Origin of the sequence: Flavobacterium aquaticum (assembly GCF_003259835.1) — a bacterium.
In the GTDB taxonomy this organism is placed as follows: Bacteria; Bacteroidota; Bacteroidia; order Flavobacteriales; family Flavobacteriaceae; genus Flavobacterium; species Flavobacterium aquaticum.
The window spans coordinates 218,658-244,398 of record NZ_QLMI01000004.1 but is presented as its reverse complement, the minus strand read 5'-3'; the positions used below and the strand labels follow the sequence as shown (position 1 = coordinate 244,398).

Below are 25,741 nucleotides of genomic sequence, written 5' to 3'. Positions count from 1 at the left end.
TTGAAAATGAGTAAAAAAGCCTTTATTTTTTTACCTGATGGTGTTGGTTTGCGTAATTTCGCTTTAACCAATTTTAATGCTATTGGTACCGCTTTAGGATACGAAATAGTGTATTGGAATAATACGCCTTTTAAAATAAAAGAAGAATTAGGATATGATGAGGTAAACATAACAAATCATCAATTGCATCCTTGGACAACCGTATATACTCGTGCTAGAAAGCGTTGCGAGTTAAATGTTTTCGATAAAAAATTCAACGAAACCGTTTATAATACCTATAATTTTCCGCAATCTTATAAGGGAATAAAAAACATTATCAAAAGTTTAAATGTTGATTTTTTAGTAGCCACAAAATCTACTGAAAAAGGAGTAGAAAGCATTCGAACTAAAATTAAAAAGTTAGAACGAAGTACCTCCAAATACGAGTATTGTAAAAAACAATTACAAGAGCATCAACCGGATATCGTTTTTTGTACAAATCCACGACCTACTCAAGCCATTGCGCCTATTTTAGCGGCTCAAGATTTAGGAATTCCAACAGCTTCTTTTATATTTTCATGGGATAATTTACCAAAAGCTACCACACTAATTGAACCTGATTTTTATTTTGTGTGGAGCGATTATATGAAAAAAGAATTGCTTCAATATTGTCCGTATGTAAAGCCAGAACAGGTTTTAGTTACCGGAACACCACAATTTGAAAGTCATTTCGATACGAGTTTATTGCAATCAAAAGAAGATTTTTATAATTCACATCATTTAGATTTAGAAAAAAAATACATTTGTTTTTCAGGTGATGATATCGTAACCTCACCTTTAGACCAATATTATTTAGAAGATTTAGCGATTTCGGTTCGTGAATTAAATCAACAAGGTTATAACTTAAGCATTATTTACAGAAAGTGTCCAGTAGATTTTACGAATCGATACGATGCTGTCTTACAAAAATATCAAGATGTTATTGTTTCTATTGATCCACTATGGCGACCAGTAGGCACAAGTTGGAATGAGATTATGCCAACCAAAGAAGATTTTGCCTTACAAGCTAATATTTGTCATCATACTGAATTTGTTGGAAATATTGCTTCATCCATGGTCTTCGATTTTGTGGCACATGATAAATCGTGTTTGTTTTTTGATTACGAACAACCGCAATTACAAAAAGGAATTCGCGATATCGGACAAAATTACAAGTACATTCATTTTCGTTCGATGCCAAATAAAGAAGCAGCCCTATTTGTTTACGATAAAAAAGAATTAACTTCTATTGTAAAAGACATTTTAGACGGAAAACAATCCAATGTTCCTGTCGGAAAAAAATGGTTTGATGTAGTAGTTGGAACTGAACCGACAAAAGCTTCTGAGAAAATTTGGAATGGGATTAACAGTATTGTAAAAAAATAATATGTTTTTCAACTCCTTATCTTTTGCCATTTTTTTACCCATCGTATTTTTACTGTATTGGTTTGTTTTTAATAAAAATAAAACCACTCAAAATGCAGTATTAATTGTTGCCAGTTATTATTTCTATTCGTGTTGGGATTGGCGTTTTCTGTTTTTATTAGTGTTTTCTACTTTGTTGGATTACTTCAGTGCCATCATGATGGAAAACAGCACTACTGATAAAAAACGAAAAATTTGGTTGTGGTTGACTATCGGAATCAACTTAGGATTTTTAGGTGTTTTTAAATACTATGATTTCTTTGTCCAATCGTTTGCCGATTTGTTAAACGGTTTCGGATTTCAAACGAATCCCGTTTTATTAAAATTAATACTTCCAGTTGGAATTTCGTTTTATACGTTTCATGGCTTATCATATGTAATTGATATTTATTACAAACGCATCACCGCCGAACGCAATTTTATAGATTATTCGCTTTTTGTGAGTTATTTTCCGCTTTTAGTAGCTGGACCAATTGAAAGAGCTACTCATTTATTACCACAAGTAAAAATAAAACGTCATTTTAATTTTGAAAAGGCAAAAGAAGGCGTTTATCAAATCATTTGGGGGTTGGTTAAAAAAGTAGTCATTGCGGATAGTTGTGCTACTTATGCGAATGCCGTTTTTGATAATTATGAATCTATGAATTCATTATCATTGATGTTAGGAGCGGTATATTTTGCTTTCCAAATTTATGGAGATTTTTCAGGGTATTCTGATATTGCTTTAGGAACATCTAAATTATTCGGAATCGATTTATTGAAGAATTTTAATTATCCGTATTTCTCCAGAGATATTGCCGAGTTTTGGCGTCGTTGGCACATTTCGTTATCATCTTGGTTCCGCGATTATTTATATATTCCACTTGGTGGAAGTCAAGGTGGAATGTGGATGAAAGTAAGAAACACATTTATCATTTTCTTAGTGAGTGGCTTTTGGCATGGTGCTAATTGGACGTTCATTATTTGGGGATTGTTGAATGCGATTTACTTCTTGCCTTTGTTATTACGAAATAAGAATCGTTCTAATATGGGCGAAATTGAAATGGGTTGGAATTTCAATAGTGTAAAAGCCATTTTAAATATTTTAGGAACTTTTGTCCTAACCACTGTTGCTTGGATTTTCTTTAGAGCCAATTCCATTTCAGAAGCTATTGGATATATTCAAAAAATGGTGACCGATTTCCATTTTGATTCGCAGTATTTAAGTAACGAACGATACAACTTTGAATTGCTACTTTTAGTACTGGTCTTTGTATTTGTAGAATGGTTCAATCGTTCTAAAGTAGAACCTTTGTCTGGGAAAGCAAGTTGGATAAAAGTAACGTTAGCGATTATGGCTTTATTAGCTTTAGGCGTATATTCCGATTATAAAGAATTTATTTATTTCCAATTCTAATGAAACAGTTTTTAGTCTTTATAGGAAAAATAGTGTTAGTGCTTTTGCTTTCTGCTTTTGCATTGGATTTTATTTATACTACTGTTTTTGCACAATCGGAAGCTCGAAATAAAGTAGAAAATGTAATCAACTCGAAACCTCAAGATTACGACGTGATTATTTTAGGAACCTCAAGAGCTAATAATCATTTTGTTTCGGAATTATTTGAAAAAGAAGGCTTAAAAACCTTTAATTATGGTATGAGTGGAGCCCATTTATTTGAAACTTCTTTGATGCTAAAATTAATGATAGAACGCAATTGGGAAATAAAAAATATCATTGTAGAAACCGATTTAAATTTATCCAACGAAAAACGTGATGATGGAACTTTTGGACGTTTCATGCCATTTCTTCATAAATCTGAAACTATAACAAACCATTTTAAAAAAGAAGCTGATTTTACGGAATTGTATTATGTGCCTTTTTACCGATACATTCAATTTGATGAAAAAGTAGGGTTTAGAGCTTGGTATAAAACCTTGTTAAACGAGCCTACTAACACTTTGGCAAATAATGGTTATTATCCGCTTGGGCATAACCCAAAAGCTAATATGAAGAATAATATTGAAAAATTAAAACCTTTGCGTAATCGTTATTTCGAAGAAATTAAGCAAATTTGTAAAGCTAATCATATCAATTTGATAGCTGTTACCACGCCAATGTGTTCTAATGTAAAAGGAATGGAATATTTTAAAAAGGTGAAAGCTTTGTATCCTGAAATTAAGGAATACGAGCATGTAGTTGATGGAGACGAGTACTTTTCTTCTTGTGGACATTTGAATGATAAAGGAGCAAGGTTGTACACCGCTAAAATAATTGAAGATTTATTTAAAAAATAGTACATGCTTTTTAACTCGATAGAATTTTTACTTTTTCTACCCACGGTTTTTTTCTTGTATTGGTTTGTATTTAAAAACCAATTACGAGCACAAAATGTATTGTTGTTGGTAGCCAGTTATATTTTCTACGGTTGGTGGGATTGGCGTTTTTTATCTTTAATTATTGCTAGTACTTTTTTAGATTATTTTATTGCAATACAATTAGGAAAAACAGACGTTTCCAAAAAGCGGAAATTCCTTTTAGTAATTAGTTTAGCGGGAAATCTAGGAATGCTAGGTTTTTTTAAATACTACAATTTCTTTGTTTCAAGTTGGATTGAAGCTTGGTCGAGTGTTGGAATTACTATGGAAGCTAGTACGCTCAATATTATACTTCCTGTGGGAATTTCGTTTTATACGTTCCAAACTTTGAGTTACACTATTGATGTGTATCGTAAGGAAATGCAACCCACAAAAAGTTTTATTGATTTTGCGGCATTCGTAACTTTTTTTCCGCAATTAGTGGCGGGTCCTATCGAAAGAGCTTCTCATTTATTACCGCAGTTTTATAAAAACAGAACTTTTGATTATCAAAATGCAGTTGATGGTGTCAAATTGATTATTTGGGGAATGTTTAAAAAAGTGGTAGTCGCAGATAATTGTGCCTTTTTTGTGAATAAGATTTTTGAAAATCCAGAAGCGTATTCAAGTGGTGAATTGTTCGTAGGAATGGTGTTCTTCGCCTTTCAAATTTATGGTGATTTCTCAGGATATTCTGATATGGCAATAGGAATTTCTAAGCTTTTTGGATTTGATTTAATGGTGAATTTCAAGTTTCCTTATTTCTCTCGTGATATTGCTGAGTTTTGGCGTCGTTGGCACATTTCTTTATCCACGTGGTTTCGCGATTATATTTATATCCCACTTGGCGGTTCAAAAGGAACACAATGGTTTCAAATTCGAAATGTAATGATTATCTTTTTAGTCAGTGGCTTTTGGCATGGTGCTAATTGGACTTATGTGGTTTGGGGTTTATTTCACGCCTTGATGTTTTTACCCTTATTACTATTCAACGTAAACAGAAGTCATTTGATAACCAAATCTTATGGATGGCTCGATTTTGCTAAAATAGGAGTTACGTTTTTAGTAGTTTGCATTGGTTGGGTATTTTTTAGAGCGGATTCTATTGCTGATGCTTTTCAGTATTTAGCGCATCTATTTGAATTGAAAAGTTTAGGATTATCCTTATTCTATAAAACCAATGCGAATTTGATGATTTTTGCCCTAAGTGCATTGGCGGTCGGAATTCTATCTATGCAAGAATTGGTTTGGGTCATCAAAAAAAGAGACTTACCAAAAATCTCCGCTTTTGGTGCTTTACTTTTAGTATTGTTGATTTTCTTTATGGGTAGTTTTAAAAATCAAATGGACTTTATTTATTTCCAATTCTAATGAAAAAGTTTATTAACAAAATAGCGCTTTATACTTTTTTCATTCTTTTGATTGGAAACGGAATTGCTTTTCTATCCTTGTATGTTTTAGGTAAATCGCAATTGTATAAAAATCAGTTTGTAAAGAATGGAGTAAAAGAAAAACATTTTGATTATGTAGTTTTAGGTTCTAGTACCGGATTAACTACATTAGATACGAAATTGATTGATAAAACATTAAATACTTCTGGATTAAACATTAGTATGGACGACACTTCTTTGAGTTCGCATTATTTGATGTTACAGTATTTTCTTTCTTTAGGAAAAACTACAGATCAATTGATTTTATGTGTTACTCCTGGAGATTTACAAAATCCGGTAAACGAATTAAATAATAATGATTATCGTTTTTTAACGGAAGTTCAAGACACTTTGATCTATAATTATTATGATCGAATGGAACAAGGAGGATTAAAAGTGCTTGCTTATTCTAAGTTCATGCCTATTTTAGGTGTGAGCTATTACAATAACGAATTGTTTTATCCTTCGTTATATGCTTTTTTAAAACCTAATAAAAGAAATCGATTTGATGATAAAGGAAATTTCACTTATCCACAAATTAAAAATAATATAGAAAAAGGAATTGTTTCTAATATCGAAACAAGTTATCTAAATCCTTCATTTTTAAAGATTAAAAAACTATGCAAACAAAAAGGAATTGATTTAGTTGTTTATCAATCTCCTATTTATAGAAAAAATGTTGTTTTCCCAACAAATGAAGATTTTAAAATAATTAACCACTCTACAATTTTACCCGAAGAGTTATTTTACGATAATATTCACGTAAATAGTAAAGGCAGAACTTTTTGTACTTTAGCCTTTTGTAAAGAAATTAAAAATCCCTAACTCATGCACATTGCTTTTTTAACTCCAGAATATCCGCATTCGAAAATTAAACATTCGGGTGGTTTGGGTACCAGTATTAAAAACTTGGTGATGGCTTTGGTTGCAAAAGGGGTAAAGGTTACAGTTTTTGTATATGGTCAACCAAAATCGGAAGTTTTTGAAGAGAATGGAATTGCTTTTCATTTTATTTCCAATAAAAAATATCAATTAGGGAAGTGGTTTTTTTACAGAAAATACCTTCAAAATTATATCAATGCGATTATTAACAATGAGAAAATTGATTTAATTGAAGCGCCTGACTGGACAGGAGTTACCGCTTTTATGAATTTTACCGTTCCATTAGTAATTCGTTTTCACGGAAGTGACACCTATTTTTGTCATATCGAAAACCGAAAACAGAAGTTTAAAAATCGTTTTTTTGAAACTTTAGCGGTGAGAAAAGCAAAAGGGTTTATTGCCCCAACAAAATATGCAGGTGAAGTTTCGGCTGAACTTTTTGGGTTACACAAAGATCAAATAAAAACCATTCATTACGGTTTAGATTTAACTCAATTCAATAATGAACATCCAGAACGTTTCGAAAAAGGACTTGTTTTGTACATTGGAACTATCATAAGAAAAAAAGGCGTTTTTGAATTGCCGGAAATCTTCAATAAAGTAAAAAATCAATTTCCTGAAGCCAAATTGGTTTTAATTGGTGGCGATTCTGGAGATGTTGCTACTGGAAACAAATCTACATGGGAATTAGTAAAACAACAGTTTCTTGAAAAGGATTTGGAACAGGTTTCCTATTTAGGAAAAATACCTTACGCCGAAGTGCAAGATTACATTAAAAAAGCCAATGTTTGTGTATTTCCCACTTATGCAGAAACCCTTGGAATGGTCACTATCGAATCGATGGCAATGAAAAAAGCGGTCGTAAATAGCAATATTGGTTGGGCACAAGAATTAATGGAAGATGGAAAAAGTGGTTTTTTAGTGCATCCGGCTAATCATGGAGTGTTTGCGCAAAAAATATACACAATTTTAAGTGATTCGGATTCTAATACCAAAATGGGTAGCGAAGCTAGATTATATGTTGAGGAACATTTTGATATTACTAAAAAAGTAGCAGAAAATATAAATTACTATCAACATTTGATAAAGTAAAACGATGAATCTAACTTTTGTACATGATTTTAAAAAAGTTACAGCAATCTATCAAGATTTAGCTGCCGTTTCATCGTTTGATTCTTCTAAAGCTATTCAAAAGTTAATTTTCGAGTTTGCGCAACAGTTTCCTGAAGCTCAATTAATTTGGGTACATGAATCGTTAATAAATCAAGTGAATCAGAATTGGATTGAAAATAACGTTAAAAGTCAGGTGATGTATTTTTATAATCCATCAGAAACGGAATTTTTATCGGACAAAGTAGGTTATGTAGAACCTTCTCCATTTATTAAAATTAATAAAAAAGTTAGCTTTGCAAGTTGGCAAGCAAGTACTTTTATAGGAACTATCTCGGCTCAAGATTTTGTCAATTTTGGTAGTCGATTCATTAAAGATAATTTTAGTTTTGGTTATTTTTTAACCATTATTTCAAAAATTGGTCATAGAAATGGATTACGAACGTATTCCAACCCTAATTTACTTCAAGGAGAAAAGAAAGTAACTTCGCATATTGGAACCACAAAAGAACTTTTTTATTGGACGGCGCAATATTATGGATTTTCTAAATGCTTACAGTTATTTTTGCTTTTTGTGTTGTATGAAAAACAATTTCCAATTGCATCATTAATCAGTGTAATTTCGGTTAAGCGAATTGCTTTTGATAGAACTGAAACTAAACAAGAAGTTTCAAATGTAGCTTTTTCAGAAGTTACTTTAGATGTTTTGATTCCGACTATTGGTAGAAAAAAATATTTGTATGATGTGCTTTGTGATTTAAGAACTCAAACGAAAATTCCAAATCGCATCATTATTGTAGAGCAAAATCCGCTTGAAAATAGTCAGTCTGAGTTAGATTATTTGAAGAATGAAATTTGGCCTTTTGAAATAATACATCATTTTATTCATCAAACAGGTGCTTGTAATGCAAGGAATATTGCTTTGAAAGATGTAAAAAGCGATTGGGTGTTTTTTGCTGATGATGACATCAAATTAGCATCTACTTTTATCGAAGAAAGTTTAAAAAACATTTTAAAAACCACTGAAAAAGCGTTTACTTTGGCTTGCTTTAGACCTAATGAAGTTCCTGTTTTTCATCACTTAATGCATTGGGATACTTTTGGTTCTGGATGTAGTATTGTAAAACGAGAAGCATTAGAAGGTTTGCAATTTGATATGCGTTTTGAAAATGGTTTTGGAGAAGATGCCGACTTTGGTATGCAATTGCGTAATAAAGGTTTTGATGTTATCTATTTGCCACAGCCTCAGATTTTACATTTGAAAGCTCCTGTTGGAGGATTTAGAGTAAAACCTACTTTTCCTTGGCAAGACGAACAATTCCAGCCTAAACCTTCGCCAACGGTGATGTTGTTTAAAATGTTGTATCACACAAAAGAACAAATACTTGGCTATAAATTGAATTTGTTTTTAAAATATTACAACCAACAAACGATTAAAAACCCATATAAGTATTACAAAACCATGCAAAAGCAATGGGAAGTAAGCGAAAAATGGGCTGAAAAATTAAAATTGCAATCAAAATAATATGGTGTTTACTTTAATCATTTGTACGTATAAGCGTTCGCAACCTTTATTGAAACTTTTGCTTTCGGTAAAGCATCAAACGTTGTATCCAAATGAGATTTTGATTGTAGATGGTTCTCTGGATGATTTCACTAAGGAAATGCTGACTCAAAATTCGTTTCAAAATTTGAAGTATTTCAAAGTAGATGAAAACGATAGAGGCTTAACGAAACAACGCAATTATGGTATTGCAAGAGTTCAGGAAGCAAGCGAAGTAGTTTGTTTTTTAGATGATGATACGGTTTTAGAACCTACTTATTTTGAAGAAATCATCAAAACCTATTCATTATTTCCAGAAGCATTAGGTGTTGGCGGCTATATTACAAATGAAACCAATTGGACCAAAACAACTTCAGATTATCAAGCCAAAGTAAATGAATTTTATTACGATGGTTGGAAAAGAAAAGAGGGTTCTCGATTTGTTTGGCGTAAAAAGTTAGGTTTAGATAGTAATCGTCCACCAGGCTGTTTGCCTGAGTTTTCTCACGGAAGAAGTATTGGTTTTTTACCGCCCTCTGGAAAAATTTATGAAGTAGAGCAACTTATGGGAGGTGTTTCTTCTTTTCGGAAATCGGTTTTTAAGGAATTTCAATTTTCAACTTATTTTGAAGGATATGGCTTGTATGAAGATACCGATTTTACGCTGCGATTATCAAAAGTTGGGAAATTATATATCAATACCAATGCGCAATTAGGACATTATCACGATGCTTCAGGAAGACCAAATAAATATGATTATGGAAAAATGGTCGTTAGAAATGGGTATTATGTGTGGCGAGTGAAATATCCAAATCCGTCCTTTAAAGCGAAAATAAAATGGCATTTGATTACGCTTTTATTAACCGCTATACGATTTACTAATGTTGCTACCACATCAAAAAGAAAAGAAGCTTTAACGGAAACTTTAGGGCGAATTTCAGGATGGTTCACTTTATTTTTTAATCCTCCACTATAATGTTGTATTTACTTAAAAAGAAAATCAATCGAAAACTAAAGGAGTTTAGAGAAAACTACCAACATGTTCGTTTTTACAACGAAACAGAGGAAGTGTTGTTTTTAAGTTTAAAGCGAAATACAAAAGTTAGAACGTATTTGAACCTTATTTTTAGATTGCAACAACAATATCAGCAGCCTATTGTGATTGAGTTTTCTTTGTTTCGTTATTTCGTATTGGTTAAGTGGTTTAAAGAATTGGATTTTATTTATTTCTCAAAACCATTTCAAAAGCCTAAGATTTATCGTTTGTTTTCGCATCAAAAAAATTCCGATTTCCGAGTGAATTTTAATTACAAGAAGGTTTATAGTACAGATGAATATGTAAAAGAGGCCGTTCCTTATATTATGCATCCGCGTAATTATTTAATTCCAGAACCAAGTTTGCTTGAGAAAAAAGTAGGAATTGTTATGAGCGGTAACTTTGAAGCTAAAATTTACGATTCGGATGTCATTACTAAAAATTTTCAACTTCTAAATCGATGGCAGATTTACAGTGAAATTATAAAGCACAAAGCTGTAGTAACGATTACTGGAACAGAGTTTAAAGAACAATTAGAAGCTAGTGTTTACAAAGGTTCATTTGTAGTAATGAAATGGCAACAAGGCGCAATTCCTTCAGAAGAGTGGCGTCATTATTTATCATCAGCTAAATTTTTATTTTGCGCTCCAGGAATGACAATGCCTATGTGTCATAATGTAATAGAAGCGATGTCGATAGGAGTAGTGCCGATTATTAATTACCAAAATTGGTTAAATCCAAGTTTAATAGATGGAAAAAATGCGTTACTTTACAATTCAGAAGAAAGTATTCATCAAGTAATCGATAGGGCTATACAAATGAATGATTCAGAATACTTAGCACTTCAAAAGAATGTAATTTCTTATTACGAATCGTATTATAAAAATTATGATTTTGAAGCGAATAGATTTCAACCTTTAATTTTATTAAATGAAGATAGTAAAGACCTTGTCTAAAAAATATAAATATGTTCTTAAGAGGTATCAATCTTTTAAAACGAATCCTTTAACTAAGTCGAACCCATTTTGGGCTTTGATAAAGTATTTGTATATCAATTTTTTGCTTTATGTGTTAAAGAGAGAAGTTACAATCACTTATTTGAATGGTATAAAAGCCAAAGTTAAAAAAGGTGATGGTATCGTAGGAAATTATCATTCAGGGTTGCATGAAGCTGCTGATTCTCTTTTTTTGATGCATTTACTGCGAGAAGGAGATTCTTTTTTAGATATTGGAGCTAATGTTGGACACTATACTTTACTTGCTGGTTTGTATTCGAAGTGTAAAGTAACTGCAATTGAGCCTATTCCTTCAACATTTGAACGATTATCGAATAATGTTAAAAGTAACAATTGGAAGTATCAGCCAGAGTTATTAAATATTGGTTTGTCAAATGAATCGGGAGAATTAGTATTTACTAATCAGCAATTTACCACTAATAAAGTTTCTACAAGTGGACACGGAATTAAAGTTAAGGTCAAAACATTAGATGAAATATGTTCACAACAAATTCCAGATTTTATAAAAATCGATGTGGAAGGTTATGAGTGGTTTGTATTAAACGGTGGATTAAATACCTTGTCAAATCCTAATCTCAAGTTGATTCTTATTGAGTTAAACGAATCTGGAAAGAATTTTAATATTCAAGACGAACAAATTATTGAGCTATTAAAAGACAAAGGCTTTTTGCCTTATGTGTTTGATCTTGAAACGAAAACTTTTGCAGCGATTGATTTTAAAAATACGAACCAATTTAATACGTTATTTATTAAAGATTTAGATTTTGTTTCTTCTAGAATAGGAACAACTTTAGAACTTCAATTTTAAATAGTTCTCTAAAATAGCTTCTTCAATTATTCGTTTGGTAATGTACAAATCTCTAACCAAAAATTTTCGATTTTTAATATAGCTTCAAGAAATTCTTGCATATCTAAAGGTTTTTTTACATAGCTATTACAATTATTTTCGTATGCTTGATTGATATCATTTGCAAAAGCAGATGTTGTTAGCATAATTACTGGAATTTTCTTTAGGTTAGAATCTTGTTTGATTTTTTTTAATACTTCATGACCGTTATAAATAGGTAAATTTATATCTAAGAGTATTAAGTCGGGTTTTTTTGCTTCTAAAAAAGCATTTCTATTGTAAAGAAAGTCCAGCGCTTCTTGACCATTTCGTGCTACACTTATTTCTGTATTTATTTTACTTTCTTCAAAAGCATCTTGTGTGAGTAATATATCTCCTTCGTTATCTTCAACTAAGAGAATGTGTACTATTTTTTTTGATTCCATATTACTTCGTTTTTTAAATTATAACTAATTTTTTGCAATTCTTTACTAAATATTCGTTTAAATGGTTTAATCTAATTATCGTTTGTTTTAGGTATTTCAAAATAAAATGTAGAACCAATACCAACTTGAGATTCTACCCAAATTTTGCCACCTAAAAAGTCTAAATGACGTTTCACGATAGAAAGCCCTATTCCTGTGCCTTCATATTCTTCACGATTGTGTAAACGTTGAAAAATAATGAAAATTTTATTGTAGAATTTAGCATCAATTCCTATTCCATTATCTTTTACAGAGAATACCCATTTATTTTCTTCTTCTTTACAATTAATAATGATGTTAGGTGCTTCATCTTTTTTCGAATATTTAATAGCATTGTCTAAAAGAGAATGAAGCACTTGTGTTAAACCTGTTTTATAAGTTTGAATGTTAGGTATTTTTTCATGAGAAATGGTTGCTGATGTTTCAGATATTATTTTTCCTCTTAATAGTTTAAAGTCAGAAATTATTTCATTTACATCAACTGTTTCAATTAAATCTGTTGGTCTTCCAGCTCTAGAATATTCTAAAAGATCTAGGATGATTTGCTTCATTCGTCTAGAACCATTTGTGGCAAATTCGATATATTGTAAAGCTTTATCATCTAATTTATCTTCATATTTACGTTTTAGTTGATCCATAAAGCTAGAAATCATTCGTAATGGTTCTTGTAAATCGTGAGAGGTTATAAATGCAAATTGTTCTAACTCTTCATTAGAACGTTCTAATTCTTTGGCATATAACTGTAACGATTCGTTTAATGCTACAAGTTGGGCTTCATGATTTTTTTGTTCAGTAATATTTGTCATTGCTCCAATCATTCTAGTAGCTTTTCCTTTATTATCTCGTAAAATAATGCCTCTATCAACCACATAAACAATTTTACCAGATTTGTTAAAAACTCTATATTCTGCTTCCCATCTGCTTATTGAAGGGTTTTCTATAGCATCTGATAAGCTTTTTTTCGTTTTCAGAATATCTTCAGGATGAAATTTATCATTCCAGAATTGACTTTCTTTTAAATTTGAAGGTGTGCCTTCACCAAAAAACTTTTGAATATTCTGAGATCTAAAAAACGTTTTTTCTTTAATATTCCAATCCCAAATCGCATCATTAGTTGCTTGTGTTACTATTTCGAAACGTTCATTAGCTTGAAGAATCTTTGTTTCTGATTTTTTACGTTCTGTAATATCTCTAATGAAGGCACAGAAAAATAAATCTTCTCCTTGATTAATAGGTATTACTGTTAGTTCAATTGGAAATTCATCTCCGTTTCGTTTGATGGCACTCAACTCTAACAGTACGTTAAGGGCTTTTCCTTCTCCCGTTTTGAGATAGTGCTTCATACCTTCTCTATGGTATTTTCTGTAAGGTTCTGGTACAATTAGTTCTGATAGTTGTTGTCCTAATGCTTCTTTTTCCTTCCAACCAAAAATTTCTTCGGCTTGCTTGTTCCAAAAAGTAATAGCTTCTTTCGTGTCGATACAAATGATGGCATCTAAAGCGCCACTCATGATTAATTTTCTTTTTTCTTCGCTATCACTAATTTCTTTTTCTGTTTTTTTGCGTTCTGTTATATCTAGAATTACGGCTAGAAATCTTCTTTGGTTATTTTCTGAAACCAATTGTAAATGCACTTCTACGGGGTAAAGAGTCCCGTTTTTTCTTTTATGGTTTGTAAAAAAGATTAGTTTTTCTTTTTCTTTATTTATTAGCGGTTTAGTCAGTTCTTTAAAAGAATCTAGTGTATAGTCGGGCTTAATGTCTAATGGTGTTAGTTTTTTTATTTCATCTGCAGCATAACCAATATTATTTATTGCGCCTTTATTGACATAGATAAATTTGAAGGTATCAGCATCGAATATATAAATTTCATTTAAGCTATTTTCTAGGGTGTTTTGTAGGCTGTTTTTTTGTAGTTCTACTATTTTTTGGTCATGAATGTCTTGGAAACTTCCGTATAGGCGAATGCATTTTCCATTTACCATTTCAGCATTTCCTATGCATCTTACCCAACGTTCTTTATTTTTGGCAGTTAAAAGAACGGCTTCGAAATCAAAAGGTATTCCTGTTTCTAAACTTATTGCTGTTTTTTCTGCCACCATTTGTCTAAAATCTTCTCTGTAGAAATTGATGCCATTCTCTAAATCGGGTATAAACGTAGCTGGGTCTGTTTCATGAAGTTCATACACGATGTTTGACCAATACATTTTATTTTTTATACAGTCAAGTTCCCAACTTCCTATTTTGGCTAATTTGGTTACTTGTGCTAATAGTTCTTCATTTTTGCTTTCTTGAGTAATATCTAATAAAATAGAGTTAAAAAGAATGGTACCGTCTATAGAAAATTCGGGTTTTCCATAACCTTGAAGCATACGTTTTTCTCCATTTGGAGCAACCGAACGGAATTTAATAGACCAGTTTGTTTTACTTGTTACTGAATCAACAATGCTTTGTTTTACTGCATCAAAATCGCCTCCTGCCTTGATTTGATTCCATGCTAAGTCAATGTTGTTTGTAATTTCATCTGCAGTATATCCCCAAATTTTTTCTGCTCCTTTACTAACGTTTCTAATTTCATCGCTACCATCAGGATGAAGTATGTATTGATAAACGACACCTGGAATATTGTCGGATAAGTTTTTTAATCGTTCTTCTGTTTCTTTACGGTCGGTTATGTCTTGAAAACTCCCTACAAATTTTACACATTTACCATTTTCATATTCTGGATTTCCAATTACTCTTATCCATCGTTCTTTTTTGCTGTTATTTATGATAATAGCTTCATAATCTAAATAAGTTCCTTCTGTTATGCTTTTGGTTATGCATTCTGTAACATAATCTTTATGCTCTTCTTTGTAAAAGCTTATGGCAGTATTTACATCTGGGATAAATGTTTTTGGGTCTGTTTCGTGTAAACGATGTACTTCGCTTGACCAGAATAGGTTATCTTCTATTAAATCATATTCCCAGCCTCCTACTTTAGCAAGTTCTCGTGTTTGTCTGTTGAGTTCTTTTATTTTTTTTTCTTCGGTTATATTTTTTGCAATGGCATAAATTAATCCCTCTTCAGACGATGCATTAGATGTCCAGCTCAACCATATTATTTTCCCGCTTTTGGTTTGGTATCTATTTTCGAAGCTTGAAGTAATTTGACCTTGTGTAATGCCTACTAATTCATTTTTTGAGATGACTTTATCATCTGGGTGTACAAAATTATTAAAAGGTTGATACAATAGTTCATCTTCTGTATATCCTAATAAATCACAACCCGCTTTATTTATTTTCAAAAATCTACCTTGAAAATCGGTTAGGCATACGATATCTGGAATGGTATTGTATAAGTAACCTAAATCGTTTTCTAGTTTTTTTCGATTGATTTCAGATCCTATGAATTGCTTTAATTTTTCAAATAGTTTGATGTGTTTTTTAAGGTGATTTATTTCTTTTTGTGAAGCTATTAGCAGTACTCCCACAATATGATTGTTGTAAACAAGTGGGAAAGCGGCTGCGTTTTTAATAGCTGTTTTTTCAGCGGCTACTTTTCGAATAAAATCATCATTCTTGTTGATGTCTTCCCAAAGTAAGGTTTTCTTTTTGCTCCAAACAGCTCCAGGTAGCCCTTCGTTTGGTTTAAAATTTCGTACCTCTTTTGTTAATTCTAAAAAAGTATAAGCATTTGTAGAAGCTACTTTATTTGTAATTAATTGCAACTTTGTATTTTCAATATTTGGCATCCACAACTCAACAAGGTCAAATCGACCATAATCTGAAATAGTTTGGCATAGTAATTTAGAAGATGATAAAAGGTCTTTTTCAGAAGAGAAATTTAAACTTATTTTTCCTAATAATTCTTTTTCAAGTTCTTTTTGTTTTTGGTCTGTAACATCTCTTTGAATCGCAATCCAATGGGTATAGGTTCCTTTTTCATCTGCTACAGGAGATACTTTAAAATTATTCCAAAATTCCTCACCATTTTTTTTGTAGTTTGCTATAGTGATTTCGCATGATTCCCATTTTTCAATTGCATTGTTAAGTTTTTTAAGTTCTTCATGATCTGTATTGGGTCCGTGAAGGATTTTAGTTGTTTTGCCAATTATTTCGGAAGCTTTATAACCTGTCATTTTAGTAAAAGCTTCGTTAACGTATATGATTTTGGGTCCTGAATAGTCGATGAGTTCTACTTCGGTAATTACAACTGAATCTTTAGTATTGGTTACTACGCTACTAAGTAGTCTTAATTGTTGTTCTTCTTCCTTTTGTTTTGTTATATCTCTAGAGTTTGCTACAATTCCTTTAATTGCAGGATTATCTGTCATATTTGTTAATACAGTTTCAATCCATCGCCATTCTTTATTGCCGTCTTTGAGTCTGAAAGGTTCTACGATTACTTTTTTTTCCTTAACGATTCTCTGCATGTAGTTTGAAGCTTTTTCGATATCTTCTGGGTGAATGAAATCAAAAATTGTATTTCCTTGAAACTCTTCAGGAGTTATTCCTAAAATAGAGGTTGTTGTTGGGCTAGTATAGCTGTATTTCCCATTAGTATCAATTATGCTTATCATGTCGCCTCCTTCTTGAACCAGCGCTTTAAAACGTTGCTCACTTTGAAGAATTATTTCTTCCTGTTCAATCCTCTTGGAAATGTCTTGGCAAACAACTAGTATACATTTTTGGTTGTTGAAATCTATTTTATGGCCATTGATTTCCATTTGAATTAGTTTACCGTTCTTTTTTTGATGGGTAAAAACGCCAAAGTAGATATTTCCATTTTGGTCTTTAATTGTTGCATGAGCTTTAATAAGTTTTTCTATTTCATGCGGAGGTCTAATATCCTTTATGGTTAGCTTCAGAAATTCTTCTTTTGAATAGCCATAGTGTTCAATAGCAGCAATATTTACATCTAGAATTTGAAATGTTTGATAGTTGTATATCCACGAGGGTAGTGGATTTAGATTAAAAAGATTAGAATTTAAATGGTCCTTACTCATCATTTAATTGCTTTTATATTGAACTGTAAATTTTGAATTCTTAAATTAACAAATAATATACTGATTATCAATTGTTAGTTTTGAATTTTATTTAATATTGTCCGGAAAGAATTGTAGGTGAGTTTTGGTGAGATTTAGGGGTGTTTCTCTTTGTATTTATAGTTTGTTTTTTTCTTTAATTTCTATTAAAACTTCTTTACAAATGGGTTTAGATAGGTATTTTTCTATTAATAAAAACTGCTTAGCTTTTTCCATATCTGCTTTGTTTATTGATGAAGTAAGTAAATAAATAGATGTGTTTTGTGATGTAATCAAATGTTCCACTTTGTTTAGAAATTCCCAGCCATTCATTTCGGGCATATTGATGTCTAGAAATATAACATATTGTTCATTTTTTAGATATTCTTTTTCTAAATGATTAAAAGCATCTTTACCATTGCTAAATGTTACAATTTCTTCTGAAATAGCAATAAGTTCTAGATTCTTTTTAAGAATTATTATCGAAATTGGATCGTCATCTATTATGAAAATGTGTTTTTTCATAGGCAAAGATTTTTTTGTTACATGGTATGCGTTTTATTTACTATTTCATTGATACTGTTTTCTAATTCTTTTACAGATTGGTTAAGATGATTAAGTAATTCTTCATCATTTACCGAATCGGTTTCGTTTATTAATTTGATGAGCCCTAAAATATTTGTAAGTGGTGCTCTAACTATATGCGATTGAATCCAAGCGATATCTTTTAATTTAGTGTTTTGACTTTCAATTTCATTAAGATGTTCTATGCTTTTTGTGATGTCGTTACTTACTATAATTATGGCTTCTTTATCGTTATGGATAATTTTATTATATTTTACTTCAGAGATGATTTTCTCTTTATTTTTTTTTTGATGGGTTTGAGTAATTATGGTTTGATGGTTGTCAAAAATAGTTTCCTCGTCTTTAAAAATAGTTTTTATAGATTGATTTAATAATTCTTCTTTTTTAAATTCGTACAATTTTTCACAGGCTTGGTTTACATCTAAAATTTGTAAAGTTGTGGCATCAATTACAAAAATAGGTTGCGGACTTAACTGAAATAAATCGTTATATAATTGTTCTGATTCTTTTATTTTTATTATGTTTTTAAATCGTTCAATGTTATAAACTAAGCTTTTATATAACATAGCGCTGTTAATTTCATCTTTTAAAAGATAATCAGAAGCGCCAAGTGCTATTGCTTTTAAAGCAAATGAAAAATCAGAATATCCTGTTAGTACCACAACGGGTATATTGTTTGATATTTTTAAAACGTCTTCTACTAATTCAGTTCCACTTTTGTCTGGTAATGAAAGATCTAAAAAAATTATATCACAATCATTAAGACTTTCATTCGAATCTTTAAAATCATTAAATCTTTCGAAATGTTTTATTGTAGGCAATTTTATTTTTTCGCTTAAATATTCTTCTAAGAGAAAAAAATCGCCTAAATTGTCTTCAATGACTATTATGTTATACTTTTTTTCGTCTACAATCATATTACTTTTTAGAAGGTAGTTTACAAATATTAAACCAATAATTACTCAGGGCATTTATAGTTTCAAAAAAATCATTAATATCAGCTGGTTTTGTAATAAAACAATTAGCATAATTTTCGTAGGTTAAATTAATATCGCTAATTGCAGAAGATGTTGTTAAAATTGCAACTGGTATGTGTCGCGTTCTTTCATTCTCCTTTATTTTTTTTAATACTTCGTGTCCATTTAATAGAGGGAGATTAATGTCTAAAAGAATTAAATCAGGTAGCTGTGTATCATCGTTTTGATCAAATAAAATATTGATAGCTTCTTTTCCATTTCTAGCTACTTGAATATTTGCTTTACAGCTACACTCTTCAAAGGCTTCCGAAGTTAATACAATATCTCCTTCATTATCTTCTACAAGTAAGATTTGATTTTTTTTCATGACTAGGGGGGTAGTTTTGTTGTTTGTTTTTATAAAGATAATTTAATTTATCTAAATAATAATCAAAAAAACAGTTAATTGTGATTTTTTTTATCTCTTTTTTCTTATAAAATGGTGATTTTAAATTATTTGTATTTAGTGTTTTTTATTGTGTTTTTTGGTAAAGTAAAATAAAATGAACTCCCTTTATTTGGAGAAGAATCAATTTGAATTTTTCCTCCTAAAATTTCGATTGCTTTTTTAGTAATAGATAAACCTACGCCAGTTCCTTTGTTTTCAGAGCTAGAATTTAATCGTTGAAATAATTGAAAAATCTTTTCATGATACTCTTTGTCAATTCCAATTCCGTTATCTGAGCAAGTAAATTCCCAGTAATCAGATTGTTCTTTGTGCTTTATTGTTATGTGTAGCTTTTCATTATTCTTTTTAAATTTAATTGCATTTTCAATCAAATTTTTAAATATTAGATAAATTAAATTTTCATCAGTCTTAATAATTGGTAGCTTAGAAATGGTAATGTTGTCTAAGGTTAACTCATTTTCATATTCTTTTATTATGTTTTTAATAACTAAATTTAAATCTATGTTTTTGAAATTTAGGTTTTTACCAATTTTAGTATGCTCTTGTAAGTTTAAAATACTTTTACGCATGTAGTAAGCACCGTCAATAGCGTATTTTATGTATTTATGTCCTTGCTCATCTAAACTGTTTTTATATTTTTTTTCAAGATTTGTTAAAAAACTAATTATGGTTCTATTAGGTTCTTGAAGATCATGAGAAGCTAGGAAAAAGTAATTTTCTAATTCGTTATTGGTTTTTTTTAGTTCCGTTGATTTTTCTTTTAATTCTTCAATTTTTTGTCTAATGGCAGAATTATGTCTTTTAAGTAACGTGAATAAAAGTAAACCGGTTGAAATAACAAAAAAGCATCCTTTAATATTTTGAAAATTAGTTATTTGTTCTTGGGTGTTTTTAGTAATAAATAAAAGCACAAAATGGTCGCTCAAGAATATCCACAATATTCCAATTGTAATGTATAATAGTGTTATCTTAAGCTCAGACTTCATATTTATTCTTTTTCTTTAGGTAAAGTAAAATAAAAAGTACTGCCCACATTTACTTCAGATTCTACCCAAATGGTTCCGTTAAGATTTTCTACAATTTTCTTAACAATTGCTAATCCCATTCCGCTTCCTTTGTCGCCTTCTCTTGTGTGTAATCTTTGAAAAAGTACAAATATTTTTTCTAAATATTCATTTTCAATTCCAATTCCGTTGTCTTCAACAGCAAAGGTTATTTGTTTGTCATCTTCTTCAATTACTTTAACAGATACTATTGGTGCTACATTTTCTTTAGAGTATTTAAAGGCATTACCAATTAAGTTTTGAAATATTTGAATTAAAGGAGATTTATATGAGTTTAAAACGGGAAGGTTTTCATAAATTAATTTGCCATGTGGGAATTCTAATTTGTAAAAAGATTCAATTTCATGAATAATGTCATTTAAGTTGATGAATTCTTTTTTATCATTGTATTTTCCAACTCTAGAGAACTCTAAAATATCTAGAATAATATTCTTCATTCTTTTAGCACCATCAACAGCAAAGAAAATGTATCTTTTTCCTTTGTCGTCAATTACATCATTGTATTTCTTCTCTAGTTGGGTTAAAAAACTAGTAATCATTCTCAGAGGTTCTTGTAAGTCATGCGAAATGATGTAAGCAAAATATTCTAACTCTTTGTTAACTTTAGTAAGTTCTTTTGCTCTGTTTTCTAATTCCAAATTTAATTTTTCTAAATCAGCGGTTTTTTTATCTACTAAGGTTTCTAGTTTTAGCGGTTCTTCGGCTAGTTTTCTTAGATACAATGCAATTATTATACTTAAAACAATTCCGTAAATTAGAAACTCGATGGATCTGTTTAAATACTTAGGTTCTTTTAATTTTACATACAAATACCAATCTCCTGCGGGTATGAAAGATTTATGTATAATTCCTTGGCTAAAATCGGCATTGTTTTTAAAAAACTTAGGACCGCTTAAATCACCTTCTTTTTGTACAATTTGATATTCAAAGTTTGAAGTGCTTCCAAAGTCGTCTAAGTGAATGGATTTTAAAAAAGTGTCTGTTTTAATAATAACTGCGGAAAATCCCCAAAATTTTCCATTTTTATAAATAGGTTCTCTACCTACAATGCCCATTCCTCCTTGTACTAATTGAAAAGGTCCTTCAAAAAAGATTTTATTTTTTGTTATAGCTTCTTTAGCTGCTTTTTTATGAAGTTTGTCATCTGTAAGGTTGTAGCCTATGGTATTTTCATTGCCAATTAAAGGGTAGGTTTTTATTATTTTAAATTCTTTAACTAATTGAATTCCATCAACATATTTGTTTTTTTCTACTAAATTTTTTGCTACGGGTTCAAATTCTTGTTCTTCTAAATTTTTTTCGGCAATAAAACTAATTACTTTAACCACATTAGAACTGTAGTTAATTGTACTCTCAAGCTGGTTTTTTATTTTAAATGATTCTTCTTTTACTTTTATTAACTCATTACCATATTCATTGTTGTAAATTCTGTAAGTTAAGAATATACTAATAATGAGTAATATAAAAAAAGATATGATGGCCAGTTGGTTTGGCCAATAATCTAAACATCTATTTACTTTTTTAAGTAGGTTCATTTTTTAGGTAATGTAAAATGAAACGTCGATCCTTTGTTAACTTCAGATTCAACCCAGATGGTTCCATTTAGGTTTTCAATAATTTTTTTTACAATAGCTAATCCCATACCAGAGCCGCTATATTCTTGTTTTGTGTGTAATCTTTGAAAAATTACAAATATTTTATCATGAAATTCTTTATCTATACCAATGCCGTTGTCTTTAATTTTAAAATGCCAATTTTTATCATTTTCTACTACTTTAATTTTTACGATAGCACTTTTATTAGGATGTTGGTATTTTAGGGCGTTTCCTATTAAGTTGTGCAATATTTGTGTTAAAGGCGTTTTGTAAGAATTTATGATTGGTAATTTATCATAAATAATCTTAGCTTGCGTTTCGTTTATTGTTTGATTGTTTATTTTGCAAACTTCATCAATAAGTTTATTTAGGTCGATTTTGTCGCTTTCTTCTTTTACTTTTCCTACTCTTGAGTATTCTAGGATGTCTAGAATAATATTTCTCATTCTATTAGCTCCATCAACGGCAAAGTAAATATACTGCTTTCCTTTGTCATCAAGAACATTATCGTATTTTTTTTCTAAATGTGTAAGAAAACTGGTAACCATTCTTAAAGGTTCTTGTAAATCATGAGAAGCTACATAAGCAAATTGTTCTAGTTCTTGATTAGAATTTAGTAGTGCTTTTGTTTGTTTTTCTAGTTTTTTATTTAAAATTCGTAACGAATCTTCTTGTTCTTTTAAATGTGTAATATCTTGTAGAGCTCCTACAATTCGTATCGCTTTTCCTTCTTCATTTCTTATAATAACTCCGTTGTTTATGATAAAGGCATATTCATCATTTGCTTTTTTATACCAATATTCCTGGCGCCAATTTTCTTTTTCGGGATTATTAATTGCATCAACTAATGAATTTATTACAGCATCGGCTTGGTCTGGTCTTACTCTAGATTTTATTAGATTTAAAATATCAGTATTGTTTATAAAACTTGGAACTTTATAACCAAATGATTTATAGAAACCCTCACCTCTATACATGGTGTTTTTTTCTACATCCCAGTCCCAAATAGCTTCATTTGTGGCAGCAGTAGATTTTTCAAAACGATCGTTTGAAGCTTTTAAAGCATCTTCATATTTTTTTGTATTTGTTATATCTTTATAGTATACAGATAAACCATTTTTAGATGGATATATCGTAATGTCTAACCAAATTTTTAATTCTTCAAAATAGTCTTGAAAGTTAATTGATTTTTGATGCTCAAAGGCTTCTTTGTAATTTTTTTCATAAATTGTTCCTAAAAGTTGAGGAAAAACGTCCCAGAAATTTTTTCCTATAATTTGGTCTCGACTCAAATTTACAATGCTCTCCGATTTTTTATTCCAATATTTTACAATCCAATTTTGATCTAAAGAAATAAAGGCATCGTCGATACTTTCTAAAATGTTATTTTTTTCTTCAAGAGATTTTTCTAATTCATAATTTGCTTTTTTTCTTTGAATGGTAGTTGATAGGTTGTAAACTATATTGTTTAAAAAAGTTATTTCGCTATTCGACCATCTTCTTTCATTAATACAATCATCAAAACCAACAAATCCGTAAAAAATATTGTTTATGAATAAAGGAAGAACTAGAAAAGATTTTATCGATTGACTTTCAAGATTTTCCTTTAAATTTCCTTCTGGAAACTTAGATGTTATTCCTGAAATATGTTTTCCTTTTAGCAAAGGATCAAAAAAAGTAGTAAATGCTTCAATGGGAACATTTTGTAAGTCGGGATTGTTTATTTGAGGAGTAATACCATCTTTTGTCCATTCAATTTTTTGACTACAGGTTTTTTGTTCGTTTTCACTAGTTTCGTCTATTTCAAAATAGTAAATTCTATCAACATCAATGGTGTTTCCAGTTACTTCAAATACTTTGTGTAGCGATTGAAACCAATCTTCAGAATGCATTAATTCGGAAATTACATTTGCAATGGATGACAAATAGAAATTTTTTTTCGCTAATTCTAATTCGTTGTTTTTTTGCTTGGTAATGTTTTGAATACTTCCGTAAACCTTTGTTTTTTTATTAAACGTATTTGTTTCAGATTTTCCAATGCATCTTACCCATTTTAAGTTGCCTGAGTTGGTTTTAATTCTAAATTCTGAGTCGAAATGTTTACCATTTTCAATAAGATTTAAGAATATGTCACCCGTATTACTTTGATCTTCCTCGTATACTAATGCTAGAAGTGATTTAAAACTAATATTTTTGTGTGTTTTTAGTTCAAGAATATCTTTAACTACTTGAGAAAGAAAGAAAGGTTTTGCTTTTTTGTTTTTATCGTATTCCCAACTACCTATTTCGGCCAATTTTGCTGTTTCTTGGAATAAATGTTGTAGTTCTGTTATTTCAGAAATGTTTCTACCGTAGGCAAATGAAGTGTTCTCTTCTCCAAAAACATCCGAAGAACTCCATGCAATCCATTTATAATCGCCGTTCTTAGTTCGGTATCTATTGGTAAAATTATTTGCTTTTCTGCTTCCTGAAATTGTTTCTTCGTATTCTAATTCGGTCGACTTTAAATCTTCTGGATGTAAAAAGAAGGTAAAATGATTAGAAGTAAGTTCTTTTTCTGTAAAACCTAGTAACTCACAAAATGAAGGGTTTACATTTGTAAAAAAACCATTAGAGTTTACGGTTGCAATAATGTCTGGAGCACTTTCAAACATTAATCGGTGCATGTCTTCTTGTGTTTTCCTTCTTAGTTCATCTCCTAAGAAGTTACTTAAAGAAAGATAAGGTTCTGTTTTAATCTCATGTAGTGTTAAGTCGTTTTTAGAGTAGAATAATATAGAACCTATGAAATCATTATTGTTAAAAATAGGAATTGCTAAAATAGATTTAACTCCTATTTCTTTTACGCTTGCTTCTCTAAGAAATTTTTCGGTAATTTCATCTTCTTGCCATAATAGATGTTTTTCTGTTTTCCATACAATTCCTGGTAAGCCTTTGCCTTTTTCAAAACTATTAATATCTTTTGTTTCGGAATGAAACTTTTTAAACTGATTGTTTTTTGAACTCCATTTTTTTAACCGAATAGCTGTCTTGCAGGAATTTAGAAGCCAAATTTCACTTGATAGAAAATTATCGTATTTTGTTAAATAGTCTAAAATATCTTCTAAAATTTCATCTGTATTCTTAGGTTGTTTACAAATTAATGAAATTTGATTTTGTATTTTTTTTTGAATTTCGACTACTTTTTTTGTTGTAATATCTCTTAATAAACCAATCATTTTAATTGGATTCCCATTTCCATCTCTAATTACAATAGCGTTTTCCTCCACGTAGGCATAAGAATTATCACTTTTTTTAAAGCGAAATTCTTTGCTCCATTGACTTGCATTTGGGTTATTAAAAAAAGCATTCCATTCTTCTCTGTGTCTTTCAGTATCAATAGGGTGCATTAATTTATCCCAATCTTCGAGTTGAAATGGATTGCCATCAAGTTTATGTCCAAATAATCGAGTAAAACTTTCGCCCCAATTAAAAACATCGTTTTGTATGTCCCAATCAAAAATAACATCTTTTGTAATCTTATTTAAGAGTTCCATTTTTTCATTGGTTTCAACAAACTCGGTAATGTCTTGAAAGATTCCTACTATTTTTATAGGATTGTTATTTTCATCTTTAATTACTTTTCCCGAAGAAATAATATGTTTGATTTTATTATTAGCAGTTAAGAATCTTTTTTTGATGCGATATTCAATGCCTTTTTCAATGGCTTCTGTCATTTTAAGTAATGCAATTTCTCTGTCATCAGGATGAATGACACCTAATCCCATACTAAAATCAACCTTCGTATTAATAGGCTCAATTTCTAAAATTCTAAAAACACCATTAGACCAAAAGAGTTCATTTGAAATAAGGTCTAATTCCCAACTTCCAGTTTTTGCAACTGTTTCTGTTTGATCGATTATTTCTATACTATAATTAAATTTTTCTAACATATCATTTAGGGGGTGAAGTAGAATAAAAT

General features: G+C 30.2%; 18 protein-coding genes. 10 read left to right on the top strand and 8 right to left on the bottom strand.

Going from position 1 to position 25,741, the window contains the following annotated elements; genetic code table 11:
- The first annotated feature begins 6 nt into the window (after positions 1 to 6).
- From B0I03_RS07920 to B0I03_RS07875, 10 genes are all read left to right on the top strand, one after another.
- Positions 7 to 1,404 (top strand): glycosyltransferase family protein, encoded by a 1,398-nt coding sequence (locus B0I03_RS07920; RefSeq protein WP_111567027.1) that lies wholly within the window; start codon positions 7 to 9, stop codon positions 1,402 to 1,404.
- Position 1,405: 1 nt separating this feature from the next.
- Positions 1,406 to 2,839: an MBOAT family O-acyltransferase gene (locus B0I03_RS07915; RefSeq protein WP_111566908.1), complete on the top strand. Its 1,434-nt coding sequence runs from the start codon at positions 1,406 to 1,408 to the stop codon at positions 2,837 to 2,839.
- Positions 2,839 to 3,717 carry a hypothetical protein gene (locus B0I03_RS07910; RefSeq protein WP_111566907.1) on the top strand — a complete coding sequence of 293 codons (879 nt, stop codon included), beginning with the start codon at positions 2,839 to 2,841 and terminating at the stop codon, positions 3,715 to 3,717. The genes B0I03_RS07915 and B0I03_RS07910 overlap by 1 nt, the downstream gene beginning before the upstream one ends.
- Before the next feature lie 3 nt (positions 3,718 to 3,720).
- Positions 3,721 to 5,148, top strand: a complete 1,428-nt coding sequence (locus B0I03_RS07905) for an MBOAT family O-acyltransferase (protein ID WP_181452371.1) — start codon at positions 3,721 to 3,723, stop codon at positions 5,146 to 5,148.
- Positions 5,148 to 6,032, top strand: coding sequence for a hypothetical protein (locus B0I03_RS07900; protein ID WP_111566905.1), 885 nt, complete (start codon positions 5,148 to 5,150; stop codon positions 6,030 to 6,032). Before B0I03_RS07905 ends, B0I03_RS07900 begins: the two co-directional genes overlap by 1 nt.
- Before the next feature lie 3 nt (positions 6,033 to 6,035).
- On the top strand, positions 6,036 to 7,181 hold the full coding sequence (locus B0I03_RS07895; RefSeq protein ID WP_111566904.1) for a glycosyltransferase family 4 protein: 1,146 nt from the start codon (positions 6,036 to 6,038) through the stop codon (positions 7,179 to 7,181).
- A gap of 4 nt (positions 7,182 to 7,185) precedes the next feature.
- On the top strand, positions 7,186 to 8,724 hold the full coding sequence (locus tag B0I03_RS07890; protein WP_111566903.1) for a glycosyltransferase family 2 protein: 1,539 nt from the start codon (positions 7,186 to 7,188) through the stop codon (positions 8,722 to 8,724).
- 1 nt (position 8,725) lies between these two features.
- Complete coding sequence (locus B0I03_RS07885; RefSeq protein ID WP_111566902.1) at positions 8,726 to 9,718, top strand: glycosyltransferase family 2 protein; 993 nt, start codon at positions 8,726 to 8,728, stop codon at positions 9,716 to 9,718.
- The gene (locus B0I03_RS07880; RefSeq protein WP_111566901.1) at positions 9,718 to 10,734 is read left to right on the top strand and encodes a glycosyltransferase family protein; all 1,017 of its coding nucleotides are present in this window, start codon (positions 9,718 to 9,720) and stop codon (positions 10,732 to 10,734) included. Before B0I03_RS07885 ends, B0I03_RS07880 begins: the two co-directional genes overlap by 1 nt.
- 112 nt (positions 10,735 to 10,846) lie before the next feature.
- On the top strand, positions 10,847 to 11,602 hold the full coding sequence (locus B0I03_RS07875; protein ID WP_181452370.1) for an FkbM family methyltransferase: 756 nt from the start codon (positions 10,847 to 10,849) through the stop codon (positions 11,600 to 11,602).
- A 26-nt stretch (positions 11,603 to 11,628) separates the two neighbouring features.
- On the opposite strand, the gene B0I03_RS07870 is transcribed toward B0I03_RS07875, so the two are convergent.
- The 8 genes from B0I03_RS07870 to B0I03_RS07835 form a co-directional block, all read right to left on the bottom strand.
- Positions 11,629 to 12,066, bottom strand: a complete 438-nt coding sequence (locus B0I03_RS07870) for a response regulator (protein WP_111566899.1) — start codon at positions 12,064 to 12,066, stop codon at positions 11,629 to 11,631.
- A gap of 71 nt (positions 12,067 to 12,137) precedes the next feature.
- A complete protein-coding gene (locus tag B0I03_RS07865) occupies positions 12,138 to 17,096 on the bottom strand; it encodes a PAS domain S-box protein (RefSeq protein WP_111566898.1) in 4,959 nt (1,652 codons plus the stop codon).
- Between the two features lie 153 nt (positions 17,097 to 17,249).
- The gene (locus tag B0I03_RS07860) at positions 17,250 to 17,636 is read right to left on the bottom strand and encodes a response regulator (RefSeq protein ID WP_111566897.1); all 387 of its coding nucleotides are present in this window, start codon (positions 17,634 to 17,636) and stop codon (positions 17,250 to 17,252) included.
- Positions 17,637 to 17,653: 17 nt separating this feature from the next.
- Positions 17,654 to 18,613, bottom strand: coding sequence for a response regulator (locus tag B0I03_RS07855; RefSeq protein ID WP_111566896.1), 960 nt, complete (start codon positions 18,611 to 18,613; stop codon positions 17,654 to 17,656).
- Position 18,614: 1 nt separating this feature from the next.
- On the bottom strand, positions 18,615 to 19,040 hold the full coding sequence (locus tag B0I03_RS07850; protein ID WP_111566895.1) for a response regulator: 426 nt from the start codon (positions 19,038 to 19,040) through the stop codon (positions 18,615 to 18,617).
- Between the two features lie 125 nt (positions 19,041 to 19,165).
- Entirely contained in the window at positions 19,166 to 20,107 is a 942-nt protein-coding gene (locus tag B0I03_RS07845; RefSeq protein WP_111566894.1) for a sensor histidine kinase, read from the bottom strand.
- 2 nt (positions 20,108 to 20,109) lie between these two features.
- A complete protein-coding gene (locus B0I03_RS07840; protein ID WP_111566893.1) occupies positions 20,110 to 21,720 on the bottom strand; it encodes an ATP-binding protein in 1,611 nt (536 codons plus the stop codon).
- Complete coding sequence (locus B0I03_RS07835; RefSeq protein ID WP_111566892.1) at positions 21,717 to 25,712, bottom strand: PAS domain-containing protein; 3,996 nt, start codon at positions 25,710 to 25,712, stop codon at positions 21,717 to 21,719. The genes B0I03_RS07840 and B0I03_RS07835 overlap by 4 nt, the downstream gene beginning before the upstream one ends.
- Between the last annotated feature and the right edge of the window lie 29 nt (positions 25,713 to 25,741).

Coding starts and splice junctions, on each gene's coding strand:
- B0I03_RS07865 (WP_111566898.1), bottom strand. CDS start 17,096: ATGATGAGTAAGGACCATTTAAATTCTAATCTTTTTAATCTAAATCCA.
- B0I03_RS07920 (WP_111567027.1), top strand. CDS start 7: ATGAGTAAAAAAGCCTTTATTTTTTTACCTGATGGTGTTGGTTTGCGT.
- B0I03_RS07910 (WP_111566907.1), top strand. CDS start 2,839: ATGAAACAGTTTTTAGTCTTTATAGGAAAAATAGTGTTAGTGCTTTTG.
- B0I03_RS07855 (WP_111566896.1), bottom strand. CDS start 18,613: ATGATTGTAGACGAAAAAAAGTATAACATAATAGTCATTGAAGACAAT.
- B0I03_RS07890 (WP_111566903.1), top strand. CDS start 7,186: ATGAATCTAACTTTTGTACATGATTTTAAAAAAGTTACAGCAATCTAT.
- B0I03_RS07885 (WP_111566902.1), top strand. CDS start 8,726: ATGGTGTTTACTTTAATCATTTGTACGTATAAGCGTTCGCAACCTTTA.
- B0I03_RS07835 (WP_111566892.1), bottom strand. CDS start 25,712: ATGTTAGAAAAATTTAATTATAGTATAGAAATAATCGATCAAACAGAA.
- B0I03_RS07870 (WP_111566899.1), bottom strand. CDS start 12,066: ATGGAATCAAAAAAAATAGTACACATTCTCTTAGTTGAAGATAACGAA.
- B0I03_RS07840 (WP_111566893.1), bottom strand. CDS start 21,720: ATGAACCTACTTAAAAAAGTAAATAGATGTTTAGATTATTGGCCAAAC.
- B0I03_RS07860 (WP_111566897.1), bottom strand. CDS start 17,636: ATGAAAAAACACATTTTCATAATAGATGACGATCCAATTTCGATAATA.
- B0I03_RS07915 (WP_111566908.1), top strand. CDS start 1,406: ATGTTTTTCAACTCCTTATCTTTTGCCATTTTTTTACCCATCGTATTT.
- B0I03_RS07905 (WP_181452371.1), top strand. CDS start 3,721: ATGCTTTTTAACTCGATAGAATTTTTACTTTTTCTACCCACGGTTTTT.
- B0I03_RS07900 (WP_111566905.1), top strand. CDS start 5,148: ATGAAAAAGTTTATTAACAAAATAGCGCTTTATACTTTTTTCATTCTT.
- B0I03_RS07895 (WP_111566904.1), top strand. CDS start 6,036: ATGCACATTGCTTTTTTAACTCCAGAATATCCGCATTCGAAAATTAAA.
- B0I03_RS07845 (WP_111566894.1), bottom strand. CDS start 20,107: ATGAAGTCTGAGCTTAAGATAACACTATTATACATTACAATTGGAATA.
- B0I03_RS07880 (WP_111566901.1), top strand. CDS start 9,718: ATGTTGTATTTACTTAAAAAGAAAATCAATCGAAAACTAAAGGAGTTT.
- B0I03_RS07850 (WP_111566895.1), bottom strand. CDS start 19,040: ATGAAAAAAAATCAAATCTTACTTGTAGAAGATAATGAAGGAGATATT.